Origin of the sequence: Murinocardiopsis flavida (assembly GCF_003014485.1) — a bacterium.
GTDB lineage: Bacteria > Actinomycetota > Actinomycetes > Streptosporangiales > Streptosporangiaceae > Murinocardiopsis > Murinocardiopsis flavida.
On sequence record NZ_PYGA01000009.1, the window covers coordinates 173,093 to 197,505 of the forward strand.

The 24,413-nt window shown below is 70.7% G+C and carries 16 protein-coding genes, 1 other RNA gene and 1 pseudogene; 13 read left to right on the forward strand and 5 right to left on the reverse strand.

Going from position 1 to position 24,413, the window contains the following annotated elements; translation table 11 throughout:
* Positions 1 to 142: 142 nt before the first annotated feature.
* The 9 genes and pseudogenes from CLV63_RS34580 to ssrA all read left to right on the forward strand — a co-directional run.
* Positions 143 to 826 (forward strand): annotated as a pseudogene (locus tag CLV63_RS34580) (HAD family hydrolase); the annotation flags it as partial.
* 798 nt (positions 827 to 1,624) lie between these two features.
* Entirely contained in the window at positions 1,625 to 6,577 is a 4,953-nt protein-coding gene (locus CLV63_RS14500; RefSeq protein ID WP_106583535.1) for an NAD-glutamate dehydrogenase, read from the forward strand.
* Between the two features lie 120 nt (positions 6,578 to 6,697).
* Positions 6,698 to 7,663, forward strand: a complete 966-nt coding sequence (locus CLV63_RS14505) for a tetratricopeptide repeat protein (protein WP_146165566.1) — start codon at positions 6,698 to 6,700, stop codon at positions 7,661 to 7,663.
* Positions 7,664 to 7,810: 147 nt separating this feature from the next.
* Positions 7,811 to 8,929: a peptide chain release factor 2 gene (gene prfB, locus CLV63_RS14510; RefSeq protein ID WP_106583537.1), complete on the forward strand. Its 1,119-nt coding sequence runs from the start codon at positions 7,811 to 7,813 to the stop codon at positions 8,927 to 8,929.
* A gap of 376 nt (positions 8,930 to 9,305) precedes the next feature.
* On the forward strand, positions 9,306 to 9,995 hold the full coding sequence (gene ftsE / locus CLV63_RS14515; RefSeq protein WP_106583538.1) for a cell division ATP-binding protein FtsE: 690 nt from the start codon (positions 9,306 to 9,308) through the stop codon (positions 9,993 to 9,995).
* 81 nt (positions 9,996 to 10,076) lie between these two features.
* Positions 10,077 to 10,985 (forward strand): permease-like cell division protein FtsX, encoded by a 909-nt coding sequence (gene ftsX / locus CLV63_RS14520; RefSeq protein ID WP_211301307.1) that lies wholly within the window; start codon positions 10,077 to 10,079, stop codon positions 10,983 to 10,985.
* 79 nt (positions 10,986 to 11,064) lie between these two features.
* Positions 11,065 to 11,529 (forward strand): SsrA-binding protein SmpB, encoded by a 465-nt coding sequence (gene smpB / locus CLV63_RS14525; protein ID WP_106583540.1) that lies wholly within the window; start codon positions 11,065 to 11,067, stop codon positions 11,527 to 11,529.
* 100 nt (positions 11,530 to 11,629) lie between these two features.
* Entirely contained in the window at positions 11,630 to 13,609 is a 1,980-nt protein-coding gene (locus tag CLV63_RS14530; RefSeq protein WP_106583541.1) for a penicillin-binding transpeptidase domain-containing protein, read from the forward strand.
* Between the two features lie 480 nt (positions 13,610 to 14,089).
* Positions 14,090 to 14,462, forward strand: a transfer-messenger RNA (tmRNA) gene (gene ssrA / locus CLV63_RS14535).
* A 123-nt stretch (positions 14,463 to 14,585) separates the two neighbouring features.
* Here ssrA and CLV63_RS14540 read toward each other — a convergent pair.
* Entirely contained in the window at positions 14,586 to 15,065 is a 480-nt protein-coding gene (locus CLV63_RS14540; RefSeq protein ID WP_106583542.1) for a hypothetical protein, read from the reverse strand.
* Positions 15,066 to 15,521: 456 nt separating this feature from the next.
* Here CLV63_RS14540 and CLV63_RS33565 point away from each other — a divergent pair, with 456 nt between their 5' ends.
* Positions 15,522 to 15,755, forward strand: coding sequence for a hypothetical protein (locus CLV63_RS33565; RefSeq protein WP_106583543.1), 234 nt, complete (start codon positions 15,522 to 15,524; stop codon positions 15,753 to 15,755).
* A 296-nt stretch (positions 15,756 to 16,051) separates the two neighbouring features.
* On the opposite strand, the gene CLV63_RS14555 is transcribed toward CLV63_RS33565, so the two are convergent.
* Positions 16,052 to 16,366 (reverse strand): hypothetical protein, encoded by a 315-nt coding sequence (locus tag CLV63_RS14555; RefSeq protein WP_106583544.1) that lies wholly within the window; start codon positions 16,364 to 16,366, stop codon positions 16,052 to 16,054.
* 134 nt (positions 16,367 to 16,500) lie between these two features.
* Positions 16,501 to 17,802 carry an N-acetylglucosamine-6-phosphate deacetylase gene (locus CLV63_RS14560; protein ID WP_106583545.1) on the reverse strand — a complete coding sequence of 434 codons (1,302 nt, stop codon included), beginning with the start codon at positions 17,800 to 17,802 and terminating at the stop codon, positions 16,501 to 16,503.
* A gap of 479 nt (positions 17,803 to 18,281) precedes the next feature.
* Here CLV63_RS14560 and CLV63_RS14570 point away from each other — a divergent pair, with 479 nt between their 5' ends.
* The gene (locus CLV63_RS14570; RefSeq protein WP_106583547.1) at positions 18,282 to 18,887 is read left to right on the forward strand and encodes an NADPH-dependent FMN reductase; all 606 of its coding nucleotides are present in this window, start codon (positions 18,282 to 18,284) and stop codon (positions 18,885 to 18,887) included.
* 100 nt (positions 18,888 to 18,987) lie between these two features.
* Here the strand turns inward: CLV63_RS14570 and CLV63_RS14575 are convergent, their stop codons facing one another.
* Positions 18,988 to 19,890 carry a hypothetical protein gene (locus tag CLV63_RS14575; RefSeq protein ID WP_106583548.1) on the reverse strand — a complete coding sequence of 301 codons (903 nt, stop codon included), beginning with the start codon at positions 19,888 to 19,890 and terminating at the stop codon, positions 18,988 to 18,990.
* A gap of 141 nt (positions 19,891 to 20,031) precedes the next feature.
* On the opposite strand from CLV63_RS14575, the gene CLV63_RS14580 reads away from it, so the two are divergent.
* Positions 20,032 to 21,522 carry a GDSL-type esterase/lipase family protein gene (locus CLV63_RS14580; RefSeq protein ID WP_245928818.1) on the forward strand — a complete coding sequence of 497 codons (1,491 nt, stop codon included), beginning with the start codon at positions 20,032 to 20,034 and terminating at the stop codon, positions 21,520 to 21,522.
* Between the two features lie 68 nt (positions 21,523 to 21,590).
* Here CLV63_RS14580 and CLV63_RS14585 read toward each other — a convergent pair whose 3' ends face one another.
* Positions 21,591 to 22,883, reverse strand: coding sequence for an HNH endonuclease signature motif containing protein (locus CLV63_RS14585; protein WP_106583549.1), 1,293 nt, complete (start codon positions 22,881 to 22,883; stop codon positions 21,591 to 21,593).
* Positions 22,884 to 23,114: 231 nt separating this feature from the next.
* On the opposite strand from CLV63_RS14585, the gene CLV63_RS14590 reads away from it, so the two are divergent.
* A complete protein-coding gene (locus CLV63_RS14590; protein WP_106583550.1) occupies positions 23,115 to 24,368 on the forward strand; it encodes a methyltransferase in 1,254 nt (417 codons plus the stop codon).
* The last annotated feature ends 45 nt before the right edge of the window (positions 24,369 to 24,413 follow it).

Consider the following 24,413-nt stretch of genomic DNA (forward strand, 5'->3'; position numbering starts at 1 on the left):
GCTCGTTCGGAGTCCACCCCGAGCCCGCCTCAGACCCCGGCCTGCTTCAGACCCCGAACCCGCTCTCGGCCCGAACCCCCGACCCGGCCCCCCGACCCGAACCGCGTCCGTACACAAGGAGCCTCCGATTAGCCGCTTGGTGCTGTGGAATATCGACCTCACCCTCGTGGACGTCGCCCGGGTGACCAGGGCGGCGTGCGCCGAGGCGTTCGAGACGGTCACCGGCCAGCCGCTGGTCTACCTGGCGGCGACCTCGGGCCTCAGCGACTCCGAGATCTTCTTCGAGTTCCTGGCCCGCAACGACGTCGACGGCGAACCCGACTACGACCAGCTGCCCGACTTCATCGAAGCGCTCGGCGACGCGTTCGCGCGCCGCCGCGACCAGCTCACCGCCACGGGCCGCGCCATGCCCGGCGCGCTCGAAGCGCTCCAAGGTGTCGCCGGCATGGAGAACACCGTGCAGAGCGTGGTGACCGGCAGCATCATGCCAAATGCCGTCGCGAAACTCGCGGCGTTCGGCATGGACGGCTACCTCGATCTCAGCATCGGGGGCTTCGGTTCCGAGCACTACCCCAAGGCGAGCATGATCCAGTTCACCCGCATGCGCGCCGAGGAAGCCCGCAAGACCTCGTTCCCGGAGTCCCGCACGGTCTACATCACCGACGCCGTCCGCGACGTGGAGGCCGCCATCATCGGCAGGGCGACGCCCATCGGCGTCCTCGGCGGGTCGGCCACCGAGTCGCAGCTCCGCGCGGCGGGCGCGCGGCACGTGCTGCCCGACCTCACCGACGTCGAGGCGCTGTTCGCGGCGGTGCGCGCCGCGACCGGCGGCGTCGCGGCGCCGGCCGAGCCCGACGACCACCACCTCACCGAACCGCTGGCCCACCTCCGCCGGCCCGCTTCCGACCGCACCGCCGAGATGCCGCCCGTAGCCGCCCCGGCGGCGCCGTCCGCCGCGGCCGCCTCGGCTGACTCGTCCGACGAGCGCACAGCGGAGCTGCCGCACCTCGGTCCCGACGGCGGCGAGGACCAGAAGACCGCCGAGATGCCGCCCGTCACGCCGCCCGCCGAACCGCCCGCTCCGCAGTCCACCGAGGACCGCACCAGGCCGCTGCCGTACCGCGGGCCGGAGGACGGTGCCACGGGAGCCTGACCAGGCCCCGGGGGCGGGTCCCGGGCTGACCGGAAGCGGACTGTGGCGCCCGGCCCCATGGAAACCGGTGCCGTACCGGGCGTAGCGTCGGTTCCGTGCACCCGGATACCCGCCTGAACCACCCGTCCGCACCAACCGCATCCGGTCGCGCAATGCACTCCTAACAGCGGAAACGTGCTATTAACGCGGTTTGGGGATGTTGATCGCTGTTCTACGGTGTGAAACGCAGTAGCCTGAACCGAGGCGTGGAGCGGACGACGACGTCCCCCCACACAGAACCTTGACCTGTGCGCACAGGACCACTGGGGGATTCTCCGATGCGGGCCGATGAACAGGGACGCGTTGCGCTCCCCGGTGGTGTTCACACATCATCACAATGCACACCCCACGTGTTACCGCGACAGGCGCGCGGACGCCCCCAGGACCTGGGCGCGGTGACCACCGACGACTCACAAAGGAGTGAGATCGCACATGTCCGGGCAGTCTGACGCTGTGCAGGAACGGATCCTCGGCGAAGCCGCCACCCAGTGGCCCGAACTCGCCGGCGCCTCCTCGGCCGACACCTCTCCGGTCGGCATCTCCCCGGCCGACCTCCGCGACGTCGAACGGTTCCTCCGGCTGTACTACCGGCACGTCGCGTCCGAGGAGCTCAAGGAGCGCGGCGGAGCCGAGATCTGCGGCGCCGCCATGGCGCACCGCGAACTCGCCCGGCACCGTCCCCAGGGCCGCGCGAAGGTGCGCGCCTACACACCCGACCGCGAGGCCGGCGGGTGGGACGTCGGCCACTCCGTCGTCGAGATCGTCACCGACGACGCGCCGTTCCTCGTCAACAGCGTGACCATGGAACTCGCCCGCCGCGGCATCGGCGTCCAACTCATCATCCACCCCCAGCTCGTCGTCCAACGCGACCTCAACGGCGACCTCATCGAGGTCGAGCCCGAGGACGCCGCCGCGCACCCCGGCCTCGCCCCGCTCGCCGAGTCGTGGATCCACATCGAGGTCGACCGCCAGTCCGACTCCGCGGCGCTCAAGGACATCGAAGCCGACCTCGAACGCGTCCTCAGCGACGTCCGCCAGGTCGACGAGGACTCCGGGAAGATGCGCGGCCGTGCCATAGACCTCGCCGAGGAACTGTTCAACAACGAAGCGGTCCTCGAACGCTCCGGTATCCGCAGCCGCGAGGTCATCGAAGGCGTCGAGTTCCTGCGCTGGGTGGCCGACCGCCACTTCACCTTCATCGGCTACCGCGAATACGCCCTCGCCGAGGACTCCGACGGCGCGATGTCCCTGCGCCCCGTCACCGGCACCGGCCTCGGCGTGCTGCGCATGGACGCCCCCGCCGAGGAGGGCTACGCCGTCCTGCCCCCCGAGGCCCGCGCGAAGGCGCGCGAACCCCACGTGCTGGTGCTCACCAAGGCCAACTCCCGGGCGACCGTGCACCGCCCCAAGTACCTCGACTACATCGGCGTCAAGCGCTTCGACGCCGACGGCAACGTCGTCGGCGAGCGCCGCTTCCTCGGCCTCTACACCCACGAGGCGTCCACCACCAGCATCGCGCAGATCCCCCTGCTCAAGCGCAAGCAGGCCGAGGTGCTCGAACTCGCCGGGTTCGACGCCGACTCCTACGACGGCAAGGACCTCACCGAGATCCTCGAAGGCTTCCCCCGCGAGGAGCTGTTCCAGACCCCCGTCGAGGAGCTGTACGACATCGTCCTCGGCGTGCTGCGGCTGCGCGAACGCCGCGGCACCAAGCTGTTCGTGCGCCGCGACCCCTACGGCCGCTACGTGTCGTGCCTGGTGTACCTGCCGCGCGACCGCTACAACACGAAGGTCCGGCTCGACGTCCAGAAAGTGCTCGAACACGCCTTCGAGGGCGCCAACATGGACCACAGCGTCATGGTCGGCTCCTCGCCGCTGGCCCGCCTCTACGTGGTGGTCCGCGCCGACCGCGGCCGCGCCCTCGCCGACGTCGACCACACCGCGCTCGAAGCCGAGGTGGTCAAGGCCACCCGCTCCTGGGACGACGACCTGCTCGCCGAGCTCACCGCGCGGTTCGGCGCCGACCGCGCCGCCGAACTGCTGTTCTCCTACGGCGAGATGCTGCCCGAGGGCTACAAGGCCGACACCGGCGCCGCCACCGCCGTCGACGACCTCGCCAGGGTCGACACCCTGACCCCCGGCGGGCTCACCGTCAGCCTGTACCAGCAGGAGGGCGCCGGCGAGCACGACTGGCGCTTCAAGGTCTACCGCGAAGGCGACCCCATCTCGCTGTCCCGGGTGCTGCCCCTGCTGGAGCACATGGGACTGGAGGTGGTCGACGAACGCCCCTACGCCATCACCCGCCCCGGCGCCGACGACTCCGAGCGGCGCTCCTGGATCTACGACTTCGGGCTCGCCCCCCTCCCGTCGGCCTCCATGTCGCCCGAGCGACTCAAGGGCCTGTTCGAGGACGCCTTCGTCGCCCTCTGGCACGGCAGAGGCGAGTCCGACGGCTTCAACGCCCTCGTGCTGCGCGCCGGCCTCACCTGGCGCCAGCTCACCATCCTGCGCGCCTACGCCAAGTACCTCCGCCAGACCGGGAGCACGTTCAGCCCCGCCTACATCGCCGACGTCCTCGTCGCCAACGAGCACATCGCGAACCTGCTGGTGCGGCTGTTCGAGTCGCGGTTCGACCCGGCGCGCACCACCGGCCGCAAGGAGCGCACCGAGGGCATCGCCGAGGAGGTCCGCGGCGAACTCGACACCGTGGCGAGCCTCGACCACGACCGCATCCTCCGGTCCTTCCTGTCCGCCATCGAAGCCACCCTGCGCACCAACTACTTCCAGAACGCGGGAACCGCCTCCGGCTCGGACTCTGCAACCGCCTCCGGCGCGAAGGCGGGCAGCGACCCAAAGCCCTACCTCGTCTACAAGCTCGACCCGGAGCGCATCCCCGACCTCCCCGCGCCGCGGCCCCGCTACGAGATGTTCGTCTACTCGCCCCGGGTCGAAGGCGTGCACCTGCGCTTCGGCTCCGTCGCGCGCGGCGGACTCCGCTGGTCCGAGCGGCCCGAGGACTTCCGCACCGAGGTGCTCGGCCTGGTCAAGGCGCAGATGGTGAAGAACACCGTCATCGTGCCCAACGGCGCCAAGGGCGGCTTCGTCTGCAAGCAACTCCCCGCCGGCGGCGACCGCGACGCCGTCCAGGCCGAGGTCATCGCCTGCTACAAGCACTTCATCAGCGGGCTGCTCGACGTCACCGACAACCTCGTCGACGGCCGCATCGACCACCCCGACGACGTCGTCCGCTACGACGGCGACGACTCCTACCTCGTGGTCGCCGCCGACAAGGGCACCGCGACCTTCTCCGACATCGCCAACTCCATCTCCGTGCAGCGGGGATTCTGGCTCGGCGACGCCTTCGCGTCCGGCGGCTCCGTCGGCTACGACCACAAGGCCATGGGCATCACAGCCAAGGGCGCGTGGGAGTCGGTGCGCTACCACTTCCGCGAGATGGGCGTCGACGTCCAGAACGAGGACTTCACCGCCGTCGGCGTCGGCGACATGTCCGGCGACGTCTTCGGCAACGGGATGCTGCTGTCGGAGCACATCCGGCTGGTCGCGGCGTTCGACCACCGCCACATCTTCCTCGACCCCGGGGCCGACCCCGCGCGCGGCCACGCCGAACGCAGCCGGCTGTTCGACCTGCCGCGCAGCTCCTGGGACGACTACGACCGCTCGCTGATCTCCCAGGGCGGCGGCGTGCACCCGCGCACCGCCAAGTCCATCCCCATCACACCGGAGGTCCGCGCGGCGCTCGACCTCGGCGGCGACGTCACATCGCTGCCGCCGTTCGAGCTGATCCGCGCCATCCTCAGGTCGCCCGTCGACCTGTTCTGGAACGGCGGCATCGGCACCTACATCAAGTCCTCGACCGAGACCAACGCCGCCGTCGGCGACAAGACCAACGACCCGGTCCGCGTCGACGCCACCGAACTGCGGTGCAAGGTCGTCGGCGAAGGCGGCAACCTCGGCCTCACCCAGCTCGGCCGCATCGAGTTCGCGCTCGAAGGCGGCCGCGTCAACACCGACTTCATCGACAACTCCGCCGGCGTCGACACCTCCGACCACGAGGTGAACATCAAGATCCTGCTCGACCCCGAGGTCCGCGCCGGGCGCATGACCAAGGAGGAGCGCGACGCCCTGTTCATGGGCATGACCGACGAGGTCTCCGACCTCGTCCTGCGCGACAACTACCACCAGAACGTGGTGCTCGCCGCGGCGCGCAAGCAGTCGCAGTCGATGCTCCACGTGCACGCCCGGTACCTGCGCAGGCTCGAACGCTCCGGGCGGCTCAAGCGGAAGCTGGAGTTCCTGCCCGACGACAAGGCCATCGCCGCGCGGCGCGCCGCCGGCCAGGGCCTGTCGGGCCCGGAGTTCGCCACTCTGCTCGCCTACACCAAGATCGCCCTGGGCGAGGACATCCTGTCGTCCTCGCTCCCGCGCGACGAGTACCTGCGCGAGACGCTCACCGGCTACTTCCCGACCCCGCTGCGGGAGCGGTTCGCCGACGCGATGCCCGAACACCCGCTGAGCAGCGAGATCGTCACCACCCAGGTCGTCAACGACTTCGTGAACCGGGCGGGCACCACCTTCGCGTTCCGGATCAACGAGGAGACCAGCGCGAGCTTCGCCGACATCGCGCGGGCCTACCTCGTGGTCAAGGACGTCTTCCAGATGGCGGACCTCTGGCGGTCCGTCGAGGCGCTCGACCACGAGATCGACGTCGACACCCAGCTCACCATGCTGCTCGAAGGGCGCAAGCTGCTGGAGCGCGCCGTCCGGTGGCTGCTGCGCAACCGCAGGTCGCCGTTTGGCCTGGCGGCGGAGGTCGAGTACTTCAGCGCGGGCGTCGCCGAGATCCTGCCCATGCTGCCGGAGATGCTCCAGGGGCGCGACCTCGCGGCGTACGAGGAGCGGCGCGACTCCTACATCGCCCGAGGGGTCCCGAAGGAGCTCGCCGAGCGCGTCGCGGCCATGGTCCCGGCCTACTCGGCGTTCGACCTGGTGGAGGTCGCGAACCGCACCTCGCGCACCCTGCGCGAGGTCGCCGAGTGCTACTTCGACCTCGCCGACCAGCTCCAGATCAGCCGGCTGCGGGAGCGCATCATCGCGCTGCCGCGCGACGACCGCTGGAACACCATGGCCCGCTCCGCGCTGCGCGACGACCTCTACGCCGCGCACGCCGAGCTGTCCGGCGACATCCTGCTGTCGGGCAGCTCCGGGGAGACCCCCGACGAGCTGCGCGCGCACTGGACCGACCAGAACGAGCGCGCGGTCGAGCGGTCCGGGCAGACCATGTCGGAGATCTGGGAGACCGAGCGGTTCGACCTCGCCACCCTGTCGGTGGCCGTGCGCTCGATCCGGTCCCTGGTCGTGGGCTGACCTGTGGCCGGTTGAGTAGGCCCGTTGAGTAGGTCCCGGCGGGGTCCCGGTCATAACCGGGACCCCGCCGGGACTTGGGGCTGTTGTCGCCCTGGTGTCCCGTTTGGTGCAATAGAGTCCGTGGGAAAGCACGGTCAACCGCTGAATGGCCCCGACCTCCAGGTCCGGCTGCACGCGGCCATGAACAACCCCGAAGACCTCGCGGCCCTGGTCCTCGGCGGGCTGGCCGCCGCGGCGGGCACCGATCCCGCCGTTGGGGCCCCTTCTTCTGGACCGCTTCCTTCCGGGCCGCTTTCTCCTGGTTCCCTTCCCGCTGGGCCCCCGCCTATCGGACCCTCCTCCGCCGGGCCCGAGGTCCTGTGGGCGGCCGAGCGCGCCTACCGGATCGACGACGACCGCCACCGCGGAGTCGTCGTCTACACCGCGGCGCTGCGCGCCTGCGCCGAGTACCGCAAGGCCGAGAAGCTGCTCCGGGCCCACCAGAAGCGCTACGGCGCCAACGCCGACGTCTGGTTCGGCCTCGCGGCGCTCGCCGCCCGGCGCGGCAACGACACCGACGTCCGGGTGTCGCTCGACAACGCCCTGCGCCACGACCCCGACCACGCCGAATCCCTCACCTGGGGCTACCAGTACATCCGCCATGTCCGCGACCAGGCCCGCGGCTCCGGCGAGGCCGCGGCCGAGGAGTGGCTCGGCCAGTACACCAAGCGCAGTTGGCGCGCCACGCTGATGCTCGCCGACCGCTCCCTCGACCGCGGCGACCTGAACACCGCCGAGGACCGCTACGCCCACGCCTGCGGGCTCGCCCCGCGCAACACCGAGATGCTCATGGGCTGCGCCCGCGGCCTCGCCGACCGCGGCTACCTCCAGGAATGCGCCAACCTGGTGCTGCGCGTGTGGAAGGCGTCCATGGGGCCGCGGCCCATGGTGCACGCCGTCGAGGCGCTGCTGCGCGCCGGCGAGGCCGGGCAGGCGTCCATGGCCATGACCCGGCTGCGCGGGCTGCAACTCGACGGCCCCGAGCAGCGCATCGCCGAAGGGCTCGGCGAACGCGTGCGGGCCGCCTGCGTCTCCGCCGGCATTTGAGCTGATACCTGAGCTGGCACCTGAGCTGATACCTGAGCTGATACCTGAGCTGATACCTGTGCCGGCATCCGAGCGGGCGCCTGAGCCGGGGCGCGGGCGGGGGTGCGGGCGGCCCGTGCCAGGTCCCGGTGGGCCTAGACTGGGCGGGTGGCTGACGACGACCCCGCAGAGCAGATCAAGGAACTTTCGGCGACCCTCGCGAGCGTCGAGTCCGTCATGGACCTCGACGCCAAGCGCACCGAGATCGAGCAGTTGCGCGAGCAGTCGGCAGACCCCGACCTGTGGAGCGACCAGGACAACGCCCAGAAGGTCACCCGTCGGCTGTCGTGGCTGGAGTCCGAGGTCAACCGGGTCAAGACCATCAGCCAGCGGCTCGAAGACCTCGCCGTGCTGTTCGAACTCGCCGCGAGCGAGGACGACCCCGACACCCGCACCGAGGCCGACACCGAGCTCGGATCGCTGCGCAAGGACGTCGGCGAACTCGAGGTGCGCACGCTGCTCAGCGGCCCCTACGACGAACGCGAGGCACTGGTCAGCATCAACTCCCAGGCCGGCGGCGTCGACGCGGCCGACTGGGCGCAGATGCTCCAGCGCATGTACCTGCGGTGGGCCGAGACCCGCGGCTACCCCACCGATGTCTACGAGACCTCCTACGCCGAAGAAGCCGGCATCAAGTCCACCACCTTCGCGGTCCGGGCGCCGTTCGCCTACGGCACGCTGCGCGGCGAGCACGGCACCCACCGGCTCGTGCGCATCTCGCCGTTCGACAACCAGAGCCGCCGCCAGACCTCCTTCGCTGGGGTCGACGTCGTCCCGGTCGTCGAGCAGAGCGACCACATCGACATCGACGAGTCCGAGCTGCGCATCGACGTCTACCGGTCCAGCGGGCCCGGCGGGCAGGGCGTCAACACCACCGACTCCGCCGTGCGAATCACCCACCTCCCCTCGGGCATCGTCGTCTCGTGCCAGAACGAGCGCTCCCAGATCCAGAACCGGGCCACGGCCATGAACGTCCTCCAGGCGAAGCTGCTGGAGCGCAAGCGCCAGGAGGAGCGCGCCGAGATCGACGAGCTCCGCGGCGAAGGCGCACGGAGCTGGGGCACGCAGATGCGCAACTACGTCCTGCACCCCTACCAGAGCGTCAAGGACGTCCGCACCGGATATGAGACCGGTAACACCGGCGCGGTGCTCGACGGCGACATCGACGAACTCATCGACGCCGAGATCCGCTGGATGCGCAGCAGGGAGCGCGGCGAGGACGTGTAGCGCGGGGCCGCGGCCGTTGCCCCGGTCCGCCTGCCGACCGGGCGTCCCGCAGCGCCGGTATGCGTGAATGTTACCGACGGTTGACATTTCCGATATGCTCGGACGCGCTGTTCATGATGCCGCTGTGGCACAGCGGCGATGCAGCGGTGATCGGTCGACCGCCCAGTGTGGCGCGCCGACTACAGCCCGGACAGCGATCCGGACCATCTCCCGGACAGCCCCGGACACCAGTGCCGGGCAATGCTCCGGACAAAGACTGGACATTCCGGGTTGCGATCACCTCTACACTGTCGTTTGGCCCTGTGGCCGGTACTGCCCTCGCGGGTTCCGACACCCGTGCGGGCGCCCCAACCTTCGAGAACCTTGTGATGCTCCTGTGATCCATTTCGATACCGTCACCAAGGGCTACCCGACCCAGAAGCGCCCTGCGCTCGACAGCGTCTCGATCGCCGTCGAAAAGGGCGAGTTCGTGTTCCTCGTTGGCCCCTCAGGGTCGGGCAAGTCCACGTTCCTCCGGCTGGTCCTCAAAGAGGAGAAGCCGTCCAAGGGCAGAGTGCACGTCGCCGGTAAGGACCTCGCGCGCCTGTCCAACTGGAAGGTGCCGCACCTGCGCCGCCGCATCGGCTGCGTCTTCCAGGACTTCCGGCTGCTGCCCAACAAGAACGTCTTCGAGAACGTCGCGTTCGCGCTGGAGGTCATCGGCAAGCCCCGCCGGTTCATCCGCAAGGTCGTCCCGGAGGTCGTCGAACTCGTCGGCCTCGAAGGCAAGTCCGACCGGATGCCCGATGAGCTGTCAGGCGGTGAGCAGCAGCGCGTCGCCATCGCCCGCGCGTTCGTCAACCGCCCGCAGATCCTGCTGGCCGACGAGCCCACCGGCAACATCGACCCGGCCACCTCGATCGGCATCATGAAGGTGCTCGACCGAATCAACCGCACCGGCACCACCGTCGTCATGGCGACACACGACGCCGCCATTGTCGACTCGATGCGCAAGCGCGTCATCGAACTCGAAGAGGGCCACGTCGTGCGGGACCAGTCGCGCGGCGTCTACGGCCAGGCGTACTAGGAGTACGCGCCGCCCGCGCGTACTCCGCGGCGCTGGTCGCAGCAGCGCGGCGAAGCCCACAAGGATGGACCTTTACACATCATGCGTGCACAGTTCGTAATCTCTGAGATCTGGATCGGCCTACGCCGAAACCTCACCATGACCATCGCGGTGATCACCACGGTGGCCATCTCCCTCGCCCTTTTCGGCGGCGGCCTGCTCATCAACTCCCAGGTCTCCGAAATGCGCAAGTTCTGGGACGAGCGGATCTCGATCACCATCTACCTGTGCAATGACCTCTCTCCGAACAAGGAGTGCGAGGAGAACGGTCCGGCCACGAAGGACGACACGAACAAGCTCGAAGCCGACCTGAAGGCCATGCCCGAGGTCTCCGACGTCCAGTACGTCACGGCCGAAGAGGCGTGGACCGACTTCCAGGAGCGGTTCGCCAACAACAAGGCGATGGTCGACGCCACCCAGGAAGGCGACCTGCCCGCCAACTTCCGGGTCCAGTTGCAGGACCCCACGAAGTACGAGCAGGTGCAGGACTCCGTCCAGGGCCGCGCGGGGGTCGACTCGATCTCCAACGACAAGAACGTCCTCGACCAGTTCTTCGGGCTCCTCGACGGGCTCAAGTGGGCCGCGCTGACCGTGGCGTTCATCCAGCTCGCCGCAGCGGCGCTCCTCATCGGCAACACCATCCGGCTGTCGGCGTACAGCCGGCGCAGGGAGACCGGCATCATGCGGCTCGTCGGTGCGTCGAACTTCTACATCCAGCTGCCATTCCTGCTGGAGGGCGCCATCGCCGGGCTCATCGGCGGTATCTTCGCATCGGGCTTCATCGTGGCGGCCAACTACTTCCTGCTGTCGCGGATCCAGTCCTGGTTCAACTTCGACACCCAGTTGGGCGCGGGCTCGCTGCTCTACGTCATCGGGGTGTCGATGATCCTGGGGATCCTGCTGTGCACCGTCGCCTCCTTCCTGACACTGCGGCGCTACCTGCGGGTGTGAGGGGCGCCGCCGCAGCGGGCGGCGGGGCGCGGGCGGCCCGATAGGCGGCTCGACGTGACTTGGCTGGAAGGGGTTCGCAGTGCCACGGGAGAAGGGGCGGAAACTCATCGCCCAGAACCGCCGTGCCCGGCACGAGTACCACATCGACGACACCTACGAGGCGGGCCTGGTCCTCACCGGCACCGAAGTGAAATCGCTCCGGGCCGGGCGCGCCTCACTGGTCGACGGCTTCGCCCAGGTGAAGAATGGCGAAGTGTGGTTGGAGAACGTGCACATTCCCGAGTACTCGCACGGAACGTGGACGAACCACTCCGCACGCAGACCGCGTAAGCTGCTCCTGCACCGCGAGCAGATCGAGAAGCTCATCGGCAAGACCCGCGAATCCGGCCGTACCCTCGTACCGCTGTCCCTGTACTTCGTCGACGGCACGGCCAAGGTCGAACTCGCACTTGCTCGCGGAAAGCGCGAGTACGACAAACGCCACGACATCGCCGAGCGCGAGGCGGCGCGCGACGTCGAGCGCGCCCTTCGCCGCCGACGCTGACGGGCCCGCCCGCCGAGCCGCCCCACGGCGCTTCGGTCCGGTCTTCGGTCCGCCGGTTCACCGGTGCATTCCCACCGGTTCATTCGAAAGGACGACCTGGGTGTTCCCCCGTCACCTCCTTCGAGTCGCCGCCGCGGTGTGCGGTACCGCGATGGTCGCGGTCACCGCCGGCTGCGCGGCCGAACCCAGCCCGGAGATCGCCGTACGCTCCTTCCTGATCGAATGGCAGTCCGGCAGGTACGACGAGGCGGCCCGGTACACCAACGGCTCGGCGGGCGGCGTCGCCGCCGCGCTGGAGGACGTCCACGACCAGCTCGACCTCGCGGCGCTCCGGCTGGGCCTGGGCCGCATCGAGAAGGACGGCGACACCGCGACCGCCGAGTTCTCCCTCCAGGCCGACCTCGGCATCGGCGACCCCGTGTGGAACTACACCGGGTCGATGCCCCTCGAACGCAGCGCGCAGGGCTGGGCCATCGACTGGTCGCCGTCCGTCGTCCACCCCGACCTGGGCGCGGGCGAGCGCATGGCGGTCAGCTACGACGTCCCCGACCGCGGGCAGATCTTCGACCGCTCCGGCACCCCGCTCGTCGGCAAGAGCAAGGTGACCGCGTTCGGCGTCCGACCCTCGGGGATGGACGACAAGGAGGACGGCGTCTCGCGCCTCGCGAAGCTCCTCGGCGAAGACCCCGACCCCCTGCTCAACCGGGTGCGGTCGGCGCCGTCCGAGGAGTTCCAGCCGCTGGTCCTGATGCGGCGCAAGGACGTCGACAAGTCGCTGCTCGCCGACGCCAAGCGCATCCCCGGCGTGCAGACCGCGGAGATCGGCATGCAGCTGAACCCCAAGGCCGCAGGGGCGCTGGTCGGCGAGGTCGCCGGCACCGCCGAGCACAAGGTGTCATCGCGGGTGTCGGGGCCCTACCAGGCTGGCGACACCGTGGGCCTGAGCGGCCTCCAGAGCGTCTACCAGCAGCGCCTCGCCGGCACCGCCACCACGAAGGTCGTCAGCCTCGACGAGAAGGGCGACCAGACCGACGTCCTCAAGGAATGGCCGGGGGTCGAGAGCGGGTCGCTGAAGACCACCGTCGACGCCAAGGCGCAGAAGGCCGCCGAGAAGTCCCTGGCCGACACCCCCGGCCGGGCGTACCTCACCGCCGTGCACGCACCGACCGGCGAGGTCCTCGCCGCCGCGGGCCGGCCCAACCGCTTCGACAACGACGGCGCGTTCACCCAGGAGTACCTGCCCGGCGAGACCTTCACCATGATCACCGCGGCGTCCATGCTCGGCGGTGACGGCCTCAAGACCGACGGCAGGGTGCCCTGCCCGCAGCAGCGCAAGGTCGGCGACCGCACGTTCACCAACCCCAGCAACGGCGCGCTGGGCGGCGCGCCCGACAACCCCTACGCCGACCCCGACATGGAGCGCAACTTCGCGTTCTCCTGCGCCACGTCGTTCGCCTCGCTGGCGGACAAGGCCGACCCCGAGAAGCTCGCCCGCACCGCGGCCGACTTCGGTGTCGGCGCCGACTGGCGGCTGTCGGTGCCGACCTTCAGCGGCGAGGTCGACCTCGGCGCCGACCCCTCCAAGGGCGACCTCGCCGCGGTGATGGTCGGCTCCGACGGCGTCAAGGTCAGCCCCCTCACCATGGCGCTGGCGGCCGGCGCCGTGGCCGACGGCACGTGGCACGCCCCCGAGCTCGTCGCGGGCAGCGACCGCAGGGAGCACGGCGAGGAGGGTGCCGCGCTCGACCCCGCCATGCTCAAGGACCTGCGCGCCATGATGCGCGCCTCCGTCGAGAACGGCAGCGCCACGGGTGTCGAGGGCTCCGGGCAGGACCCGGTCTACGCCCAGACCGGCACCGCCGAGCAGAACATCGACGGCAAGAAGGTCTCCGTTCAGTGGTTCGTCGGCTACCAGGGCGACGTCGCGTTCGCCGCCGCCGCCGAAGTCGACCCAGCGGTGCGCCTGATGAACCAGCACGCCGTCGACGCCGCCGGGACCTTCCTCCAGGAGCTGCCCGACGACTTCACCGGCAAGAGCCCCGGCGGCGGCGCGCGCGAGCACAGCCGCTCCGAGAACTGACGCTCTGAGAACCGGCGCTCCGAGAACCGGCGCTCCGAGAACCGGGCAGGGGCAGGGCCGCCGGGTCGGCGGGTGCCTGACTGTTCTGCCGGGAGGCTGAGCCGATGGGGAACTGAGCTACCGGGGAACCGGGCTGCCGGGTAACTGGGCTGCGGGGCAACCTTTTTGGCCGTTCGGCGCGTCTTCACCTATGACTGCGCCGCGACGGTGGTTGCGGCGGGCAGTCCAATGAACAGGTCCTCGACTCGGGGGAGACCTGTTCTTCCGAAAGGCCGGCCCGACCCTGCCGGCCGCCCTCGCGGAGGGCGTCGACGGTTCCCGTCCGCCCCCGCGAGGGCCTTCCCCCCGGGGATCGCCCCCGCGGATCGCCGCGATACGGGAATCGAATTGGCTCCGGAGCTGTTGACGCTGTAGCGTGGGAACACCGGGGACGTGCTGCGTCCCCGCGCGCGGCCCCTCGGGGTCGTTGAAAAATCCACAGGGGGTGATCGGTTTCGACTTCGGTAGTCGTTATATGGAGAAGCGTGCCGAGGGTTGTGGTTGTGACCTCGTTAATCCTGCAATCGCGTAAATATCAAGTGCCAATTCTAAGCGCACTGAGTTCGCTCTCGCTGCCTAAGCGATAGCAACTCTGTCGGCCTGGACCCGTCCCCGGTTCAGGACCCGGCATCGTTATGGGGACTTACCGGTCAGATCAGGCCACGGGGCCTGACTGGGACATTTTCGTGGCTGGGCTTGTCAGCGACTTGTTCGCGAGAGCGCTGGGGCCAAGTAGAACGATAAGCGAACTGCGCACGGAGAAGTCCTGTAGCACTGCGGAAGGACGCGGGTTCGATTCCCGCCACCTCCACCCTAAAGAAGAGCCTCTGACCTGCAAGATTGCGCCGTCGCAATTGTGCAGCAGTGTCAGAGGCTCTTCTTGTGTTGCGCCCCGCGTGGGCGTCAGAGGGGCCGGTTCACCGCCCCGGCGCCGGGGTCAGCACTTGTAGGACTCGATGTCGATGTCGTGGTGGTTCCACACCTTGTACCAGGTGGTCCTCTTGGGCGTGTGGGTGGACATGTCGGCGTCCTCCTCCCCGTCCCAGTTCCACTGCACCTTCATCGTGCAGCCGCCCTTCACCTTGAAGGTGTCGGTGTCCTTGTACGCCGACTCGTAGGAGTGCTCGCCCGGCTTCAGGGACTGCTGCGGCGAGTCGTTCCCGCACGTCGGTCCGCCCGGGTGCGGCGAGGTGTCGTCGCCGCACCAGTTCTTCCCGACCCGGACGTTGCTCTTCGACCGGTTCTGGATCTCGCTGTACCCGGGGGCCTTGGCGCCGGCTCCGCCCGCCGCTGCCCTGTCCTGGCCCAGGTGCACGACCTCCGGACCCTCGGCCGCCGCAGGCGATCCGAAGGCGAGCGTCCCGCCGCTGAGGACCAGCGCGGCCCCGCCCAGTGCGATCCGTCGGCTGATCGTCATTCCGTTGCGCATTTCCATTCCCTCCCTCGGTACTCTCCGTGAGCACCACGCACAGTGTGCGATGGCGTTGTAAGGGGCGGCAACGGAATGTCACAAGGATCGAAATCCCCAGGTCGGGCCGGGTGCGCGGGAGTCACGGCAGTGGACGGCGCACGGGGTCGCGTCGACACCGCAGCACCCCGTGAACCCCATATGACCTGGTGTGACGATGGGTTGCCGGTAGAGGCGGCAGGGTGCACCCCTCCCCGGTGACGCCGGGTGAACGCTGACTGGCCGTATCGGGCCGGGGCCGGAACGTGCCACCCGACATCCGCCATCCCCTCACCCGCCACCCGCCACCCGCCGCCTGCCATCTGCCACTGGCCCCGGGCGCGTGCGACTTTCGTCGGACGGTGAAGTCGGGCCAGGGGAGGACGACGCCGAGCGCTTGCTCCGTGAGCATGGACCCGGGCGGGCGTGCTCGCGTCCGCCGACTCTGCCAGGGAGGACGCCGTGCTGGAGATCATCGGGATCATCGTCATGATCCAGGGGGTCCTGGGCTTTGCCGGTCCCGCATTCTTGGGGAAGGACCTGGGGCTGCTGCACCTGTGGTTCGACCTGCCGCCGCTGGCCTACCTCGGCATCGCCGCCGTCGGCGGGGTCGTCCTGCTGCTCGGGTCCCGCGGCCGCTCGAAGAGCAGGACGACCTGAGCACCTGCCTGCCAGCCAGCCCGAGTGCCCGCCCGAGTAGCCGCCGACGTCCCGGCGCCGCGGCCGCGCCCCGCCGGGAATCGAGGCACCGGCGGGGCGCGGGGTCCGAGAGCGTCCCTATAGTCCCGACAGTCCCGACAGTTCCGAAAGTGCCGGCCGTGCCGGTTTTCGCGGCCGTGCCGGCTTTTTCGGCAGTACCGGCTTTTCCGGATGTACCAGCTTTTCCGGCTGCTCCGGCTGCTCCGGCTGTGCGGAATGTGCCGACAGCTCTGCTGGTCCCGTTTCCGTTGGTCCCGTTAGTCGGAGGTGGCGCCGACAAGCCAGGCGGTCTGCCGGGCCGCCATCGAGATGCTGTCGCTGCCGCCGAGCTTGACCCCGAACGACGCGAGGAAGGCGTAGTGGTGATCGCGCCGCTCGCAGCTGATCTCCTCGATCGCGTACTCGGAATCGGGGTTGCTCACCCGCAGGTACGGCGCCTCCTCCTCGATGATGCGGGCCCAAACGCCATACGAGGCGAGAGCGGCGGCGAGTTCGGAGAGGTGGCGTCGCTCGGCGGATCGCGGGACCGGGGTCCTCGGCGGCAAGCCCTGGGCATGTCTCGGGCGGGCCATGGCGGCCTCCTTACGGTCGAGTGAATACCCTTCCCGTCATTGTGACCCTTCGTCTCTTTTTGATTACGCAACGTAAGTACGACACGCCGCGACCGCCTTTACGGCGCCGCGGGCCGACGTCCCGCCAGCGCACCCTAGAGGGCGCGCACCCACTCCCCGCGGTGCATGACCGCGGCCGTCTCCAAGTCGGCGTCGAGAACGAGCAGATCAGCGCGGTAACCGGGGGCGATCATGCCCACATCGTCCAGGCCGAGGGCCCGTGCGGGCGTCGCCGACGCGGCGCGGGAGGCGGCGGCCAGCCCCACCCCGACACCCCCGGGGTCCTGGAGGGCGCCCGGTGTCCCGTACTGTGTCCCGTCCTGTGTCCCGTCCTGTGCCGGGACCTCCTTCGGGGGGCGGACCGCGCGGCGGACCGCGTCGGGCAGCACGATGGTGCTGCTGGCGATGGTGTCGGTCCCGGTCAGCAGCGCCTGCCCGGCGGTGACCGTGACATCCAGGTTGCCGAGCGTGTAGTCGCCGTCGCCGAGCCCCGTCGCCGACATCGCGTCGGTGACGAGCGCGACACGGTCGGCGCCCGCCGCGTCGAACACCAGCCGGGCCGCACCGGGGTGGACGTGGACGCCGTCGTTGATCAGCTCCACCGTGATGCGCTCGTCGGTCAGCGCCGCGGCGATCGGGCCGGGCTCGCGGTGGTGCAGAGGACGCATCTGGTTGTAGATGTGTGTCGCGACGGTCGCGCCCGCGTCGAACGCCGCGAGGGTCTGGGCGTAGGTCGCCTCGGTGTGCCCGATCGCCGCCACCACGCCCTGGGCGACGGCCGCCCGGATCAGGTCCTGCCCTCCCGGAAGTTCCGGCGCCACCGTGATCATGCGGAGGTGTCCGCGGCCCGCCTTCACCAGCCGCTCGAACTCGGCGAGGTCGGGGTCGCGCAGCAGGGCCGGGTCGTGTGCCCCGCACTTGGACCGGGCGATGTAGGGGCCCTCAAGGTAGATCCCGCCGAGGTCGCCGTCGTCGCACAGGTCAGCCAGCGCCGAGACCTGAGCGACAAGGTCCTCCGGTGTGGCCGTGACCAGGCCGCCGATGACGGTCGTCACCCCGCTCACACGGTTGAAGTCCACGATGCGCCGCGCCCGCTCCGGGTCGGCGTCCGTGAACGCGGCGCCAGCGCCGCCGTGCACATGGATGTCGACCGTTCCCGGCAGGACGTGCCTACCGCCCATGTCGAGGATCTCGGTGCCGGCGCTCTCTGTTTCCGCGCTCCCTGTTCCCGCGCTCCCTGTTCCCGCGCACTCTGGGGCCCCGGGTGCGCCGGCGCCGAGCGCCTGGACGCGGCCGGCACCGACCCGCAGCCACCCCTCGACCATCCCGTCGGGCGCGGCGATCCGCGCGTTCGTCAGCGTCGTCGTCAGGGTCGTCCCGGTAGCGCTCCGGCTCATCCTCAGCGCCTTTCTGTGCCCGATGCCACATCTTGCGGTGTCGCCATGCCGCGGCCGTCGGGCGCGCGGAACACCGCTGACGGGCGGATGCCCGCAGAGCAGGGGTTTCGCGCGGCGCGGCGGCTGGACGGCAAGGCTGCGGGCGGGCGCCGTCCCCCCGCGATTCCCACACCAATGGGGACGAGTGGAGACGAGACCGTCCGCTACGCATTGACGATAGCGTCGTCGGACACTCATCATGGGTTCCATGTCCGCCGGTGAGCTGCTCGTCCAGCGCCTGCATGTCGATCTTCGACAGCAGGCCAGCGCCCTGTGTTGTAGCTAACGTCTCCCGCCTCCCGGGGCCGGCGAGCGCCTGAGCGCCGCCAGTGCCGTGCGTCACATCCCGGCCGCGCCCCGGAGAGCCTACGGCTGTCCGCCTCCTCCCTTGAACTTGCGCTCGCGTCGCGCTCTGCCGCGGCGTTCACCTGGAGACAACTATGACCACGTTCACCGTGCTCGTCGCAGATCCTTCCCCTGACACCGGCCCTGCCCAAGGTTCAGGCTCCCGTTCCGGGATCCGCGCCGCCGCAGTGCGGGCCGCCCGCGCCGTTTCCCCCGGACTCGCCGCCGCCCCGTCGCACATCCCGGCCCCGATCCCGACCTCGGCTTCGACTTCGACCCTGGCCGAGCCCCAGGTGGTGGACCTGGCCGAACTCGGCCCGGCGCTGCTCACCTCCGACCCCTCCGAGCGCGGCGCCGTCGCGGCGGCACTGGACCTGGTGTCCGGCAGCGACTTCCTGCTGATCGCCACCCCGCAGGTGCACGGGGGCTACACCGGGCTGCTGAAGGTGTTCCTCGACCGGCTGCCCGAGTTGGGGCTCGCGCAGACGGTCGCGCTGCCCATGGCCGTCGTCGACGACCTGCGCAACGGCCGCAACGTGGAGGAGGACCTCCGGGTGGTGCTGTCGGAGCTGGGCGCCTGGGTGCTCGAACCCGGCCTGCTCCTCAGCCGGGGCGAACTCGGCGAACCCCACCGTGTCATCGGCGCCTGGGCCGAGATCGCGGCTCCGGCGCTGCGCGAAGCGGTCGCCATCGCCGCCTGAGCACCGCCCCTGCCGCTACTGGGCACCCCTGCCCGTTCCTGGGCCCTGTTCCTGGGCCCTGTTCCTGGGCGCCATTGCCGACCCCTGGGTGGGCCGCTGGTCAGCCCCTGGTGCGCGACCGCATCCGCGTGGTGTCGGCCTCGGCCTGCGCGACGTTGCCCCGCACCAGGGCGACCACCGCCAGGGTCAGGGCGAAGCCGGTGACCCGCAGGGCGAGCATCAGCGGGTCGGAGGGGAGCTGCTCGGCGAAGATCCAGGTGCCCAAAAGCACCATGAACACGTTGCCGAGCACGCCGGCGACGGGCGCCGTCACCGAGGCGCGGGCCCGTTGCATGGAGGTCTGGAACAGCACGATGCCGACCGCCCAGCCCACGGCGTACAGGTAGGGGAACGGCGACAGCAGCGCGGGGACGATCGCCTCGACGACGCCTCGCTCGGCGAGCAGGCCCCCGAGCCCTTTGCCCTGGAGGCCGGCCACGCCCTGCGCGAGACCGGCGGCCGCACCCATGGCGGCCGCGGAAACGTAGCGGCCGCCTTTCCCGGCGACGGCCATGGCGCCGACGCAGGCGATCAGCGTCACCGCGCTCACGGTGAGCAGGACGGGCATGTCGGCCGTCGTGCCCGCTTTCGCGTCGCCGCCGCCGAGCGACAGGCTGAGCACCAGCAGCGCGACCGGCATCAACGCGAGCGCGACCTTCTCGCCGCGGGTGATGGGCTCGCCCAGGACCAGCGCCATGAACAGCAGCATCGCGGAAATCCCCGCGGCGTACGCCGGTTGGACGATCGACACCGGCGCCAGGCCCAGCGACACGATCAGCCCGACGCTGCCGAGTGCGGCCAGGACGCAGCCGCCGACCCACCGGCCGTTGCCCAGCAGTGTGCGCGCGAGGTGCAGGGGCCGGTGCACACTGATGTCGGGCGACCGGTGCAGCGCACGCTGCTCGATGGTCAGCCCGAGGGTGTAGACCGCGGCCGAGACCAGCGCGGCGACCAGACCGATCACGCCAAACCGCCCAGTGCAGTAGGAGAGCTGTGCAGTAGCAGAGCCGTGCAGTAGAACCTGTTATCGGGCGCCAAGTATGGCAGGGGATTCAGCGCCCACGCATATGTAACACGTTCTAGTGCTAGGGCTAGTCTTGGGGCAGTGACGAGCGACAGCGAACCCGAACAGGTGCGGACCCGGCCCAGATTCCAGCCGTCGACCCTGGGCCTGGTCGGGGTGGCGTTCGCCGCGATGGCGGTCACCCTGCTGCTGCTCCAGACGTTCATGGGGACGTTTCGATCGGCCGGCTCGCCGCCGGAGCCGACCCCCGACCCCTCCATCATCGCGACCCCGCCCGAGGGCACCGCCCGGATCATGGTAGCCGGGGACTCGCTCGCACAGGGCAGCAGCGGCGACTACACCTGGCGCTACCGGCTGTGGAAGCACCTCACCGACAACGACGCCGACGTGGACTTCGTGGGGCCCGCCGACACCCTGCTCGACGTCAACGCCTTCGACTACGGCGACACCTCCTACGCCGAACCCGGCTTCGACCGCGACCACTACGCCGCCTGGGGCGCATCGGCGGCCGACATCGCGAAGGGGATCGGCGAGGAGACCGCCCAACACGACCCCGACTACCTCCTCCTCATGGCGGGCACCAACGACCTGGTGACCGGGTCCGAACCGGAAGAGGCACTGGAGCACGTGCGCGACGCGGTGTCGACCGCGCGGGTGGCGCGCGGCAATGTCCAGATCGTGCTCGGTGAGCTGACACCGATGTGGGGCACCGGCCGCGACAAGGCCCTCAACAACGACGTCGCCGAGTTCAACCGCGGACTGCCCCGCCTCGCCGCGCAGCTCACCGCCGAGAACTCGCCGGTGGTGGTGGCACACACCGCGGCGGACTACGCCCCCGCCGACGACAACTGGGACACCACCCACCCCAACGCGCGCGGTGAGCTGCGGATCGCCGCGGCGTTCGCCGACGCCCTCGACGGGTTCCTCGACTTCGGCGCGCCCTACCCGCGCCCGCTCCCGAAGGCGGACGTGGGGCCCAGGGACCCGCCGGTGGTCGAGGCCGCCGCTCAGCCGGGCGGGGTGCGGTTGAGCTGGCGGCCGGTGCCCGGCGCCACGCGGTACAAGGTGCTGCAACGCCGCATCGACCCCGACCCCGACAAGCGGGTGGTGCTGCCGACGGAGGTCGACGGCCACAGCGAGAAGCGGCGGTCGGTCGACGTCGACTCGCTGTTCAGCGGCGCCGACTACGAGTTCGTCGTGCAGCCCTACAAGGGCGACGACGCCGGTGTGCGCTCCGAACCGGTGCGGGTGACCGCCGACAGCACCGAACCGGGCCCGCCCGAATGGGTGCGGATCACGGCCGACCGCTCCACCCTGGTCTGGGCCGAGGCGCCGCGCGCCACGCACTTCGCGGTGTGGCGGCGCGCCCTGCGCTGCGAAGGCGACGAGTGCGAACCGCGCGACGGCGAGGGCCCCGACGGCGGCGCCGGATGGCAGCGGATGGAGGTCGTCAACGGCGACCGCCGCTGGCCGATCGGGGCGGACGACCGCGGCTATGAGTACGTGGTGGTCGCGCACCGCGACTTCGTTGAGGGCGAGGCGTCGAAGCCGCTGGAGGTCGCGCCGGAGTAGCGGCCGCATGCGGGCATGGGTGCGGCCCGTCGGACCAGGGGTCCGACGGGTGCGGCGACCGGGGCGGCTCAAGCCGGGCAGCCGGGGGGCGGATCGGTGCCGTGCCCGTCCCGCACCGGATGGCGGTGCCTGCGGCGCTCGGCCGCGGCCCTGCGGCGCTCCTTCGCGAGGTTGTGCGCCGCGCACAGGGGTTGCAGGTTCGACAGGCTCGTGGACCCGCCGTCCCACCAGGCGGTGATGTGGTCGATCTGGCACCACGCGATGGGGCGGTCGCAGCCGTGCTCCCACGCGCACGAGTCGTAGGTGGCGTGGATCGCGTTGCGGATGTGGGGCGGGCAGATGCGCTCGGAGCGGCCGACGTCGAGCGGCGCGCCGGTGATGGGGTCGAGGATGATGCGCCGCAGCTTGCAGTCCTTGGCGAGCGCCCGCGCCTGGGACACCGAGTAGACCACGCCGTTGTCGCTGGTGGCCGGGGGAGAGCCCGGCTCGCCCCGCAGGGTCGCCAGCGGCACCGTGAGCCGGACCTGGGCGGGCTCGCCCCCGCGCCACGGCAGGTTGCCGGAGTGGGCCAGGCAGAAGCGCACCATGGCCATCGCGGAGTCGTAGCGGCGCTGCGCCGCGGTGCGCTGATCGCCCTCGGCTGGGGGAGCGGAGAAGGCGTCGAGCGCGGTGCGCAGGGCGTCGTAATCGGCGGAATCGCCCGACATGCCGAAGTGGAAACCGCCGAGAACGGGGTCGTGCGCCAACCCGGCCGAGCGGCCCTCGTGGAGCTCCGCCTCGCTGCGATCGTGATCGGCCGGGTGCAGCGTGGCGAAGAGCCTCGCGCCGGCGCGGTCGAGATCCTTGCAGGTGCTGGAGTCCTTGAGGGCGAGCGGCAGCAGGATCTGCTCGACCGCTCCGGCGAGATCGGCCTCGCTGGGGTAGAGCTCGCGGTCGCGCAGCGGGGCGCAGCGGCCGACGTGGTGCGCGATGCGGGCTGCCTTGGCAGCGGTGATGCCGCCGTCCTCCATGGCCGCCCAGGAGGCGTCGAGCCCCTCGGGGAAGTCGGCGAGTGCGGCGTACTGGGCGCCCTCGGACCGGGTGAGCCCGCCAGCGCACGAGAACCAGTCGGCCGCGCGCCGGAACCCGGCCGACGCCATGCCGCCGGACGCCTTGGCGCGCGCCGCCACCTGTGCCACGGCGGCCTGCACCCGGCCGAGGTCGGCGAGCAGCGAGGTGAGCTCCTCGGCGACCTCGCGTGCGGCACCCGGGGGGATGGCCTCGGCGGATTCGTCCCGCAGCAACCGGGCGGCGCCGCCCAGCAGCTTCCGCGCCTGGGCCACCCGGCCCGGCTGCGAGGGAGCTGCTTGAGTTTCGATCATGTGTTCAATTTAATCGTGTTGAACTGCAAATACTATATCCGAAGGGTGATGCTGGTGTTACCTGTGGGGCAGGAGTGCCTACCCAGGCAGGGCCGCTCCCGGCGGAACGACGCCCCGCCGCCGTCTACGATCCAGATGGCGTCCTGCGGCGCGGCGAACCGAGGGTGCGCGGCGATGGTCCTCGGCTCGACCCATGCGCCACAGCACCGTTCGACCTCGGTAGGAGGCGTCGTGACCCGAATCGACTGGACCGAAGCTGGCGAGCAGCGGAGCGCGCAGTGGCGCTCGGAGAGCCGGACGCCGCCGCCCGTGCGCGTCGTCGTCGCCGACGACCGCATGAAGGCCGACACCGCGTACCGCCTGGCCACAAAGGGCACCGCGCTGCTGTGGCGGGGCGACTTCCACAACGCACGCCAACTGCTGAGCGCCGTGGCCCGGCGCTGCGACCGGTCGTCCCGCCCGAAGGGCGGCACCCCCGCTGAGGGGTTCGCGGCGCACCGCCGCGCCCGCGCCCGCCGCGCCCGGACCCTCGGCATGCTCCTGGTGGAACTGGCGCCCGATCACAGCGTCGCGCTGCGGCGGGCGCCCGACACCCGCCGGGCCTGCGCGCGGGTCTTCGGCGACGCGCGGGACGGCCAGGGCGGTCAGGACGGTCAGGACGGTCAGGACGGCTCGGTCATCGCGATCAGCGAACTGCTCGGCCTGCTCAGCGCCGACGAATGGCGGCGCAAAGGGGTGGCCGTCCCCGCACTCGACGCGCGCGTACACGCCCATTACGGCGTCTTCTCCCCGGTCAGGGGCGAGTACGTCGACCTGGTGGCCCAGGCGCCGCTGCCCGGGCAGCGGGGCGGCGCCGCGGGGCGCCCGCGCGTCGCCTTCGACATCGGCACGGGGACGGGGGTGCTCGCGGCGGTCCTGGCGCGCCGCGGCGTCGGTCGTGTGGTCGCCACCGACACCGACCCCCGCGCGCTGGCGTGCGCCGCCGAGAACATCGACCGCCTGGGGTACGCCGAACAGGTCGCCACCGTCGCCGCCGACCTGTTCCCCGAGGGCCGCGCCTCGCTGATCGTGTGCAACCCGCCGTGGGTCCCGGCCGACCCGACCAGCCCGATCGAGCGCGGCGTCTACGACCCGGAGAGCCGCATGCTGCACGGCTTCCTCGCCGGGCTGCCCGAACATCTCGACGAGGGCGGCGAGGGCTGGCTGATCCTGTCGGACTTCGCGGAGCACCTGGGGTTGCGGTCGAGGTCGGAGCTGACCGACGCGTTCGACGCGGCGGGCCTGGCGGTCGCCGGCACTTTGGACACCAGGCCGCGCCATCCCCGCGCGTCCGATCCATCGGACCCGCTGCACGCCGCCCGCGCCGCCGAGGTGACGACCCTGTGGCGGCTGCGCCCGCGCGCGGGAAGCGGGCACGCAGAGGACCACGCAGAGGACCACACAGAGAACCGCGGAGAGAACCGCGCAGAGGGGCACACGGAGTAGGGAACCAGGCGAGCAGGCAGGTAGGTAGGTAGGGGAGCAGGCAGG

What these genes read in the sequence shown, in the direction of transcription:
- CLV63_RS14500 (WP_106583535.1), top strand. Translation starts at nt 1,625, where the DNA reads ATGTCCGGGCAGTCTGACGCTGTGCAGGAACGGATCCTCGGCGAAGCC.
- ftsX (WP_211301307.1), top strand. Translation starts at nt 10,077, where the DNA reads ATGCGTGCACAGTTCGTAATCTCTGAGATCTGGATCGGCCTACGCCGA.
- CLV63_RS14540 (WP_106583542.1), bottom strand. Translation starts at nt 15,065, where the DNA reads ATGACGATCAGCCGACGGATCGCACTGGGCGGGGCCGCGCTGGTCCTC.
- CLV63_RS14555 (WP_106583544.1), bottom strand. Translation starts at nt 16,366, where the DNA reads ATGGCCCGCCCGAGACATGCCCAGGGCTTGCCGCCGAGGACCCCGGTC.
- CLV63_RS14560 (WP_106583545.1), bottom strand. Translation starts at nt 17,802, where the DNA reads ATGAGCCGGAGCGCTACCGGGACGACCCTGACGACGACGCTGACGAAC.
- CLV63_RS14570 (WP_106583547.1), top strand. Translation starts at nt 18,282, where the DNA reads ATGACCACGTTCACCGTGCTCGTCGCAGATCCTTCCCCTGACACCGGC.
- CLV63_RS14585 (WP_106583549.1), bottom strand. Translation starts at nt 22,883, where the DNA reads ATGATCGAAACTCAAGCAGCTCCCTCGCAGCCGGGCCGGGTGGCCCAG.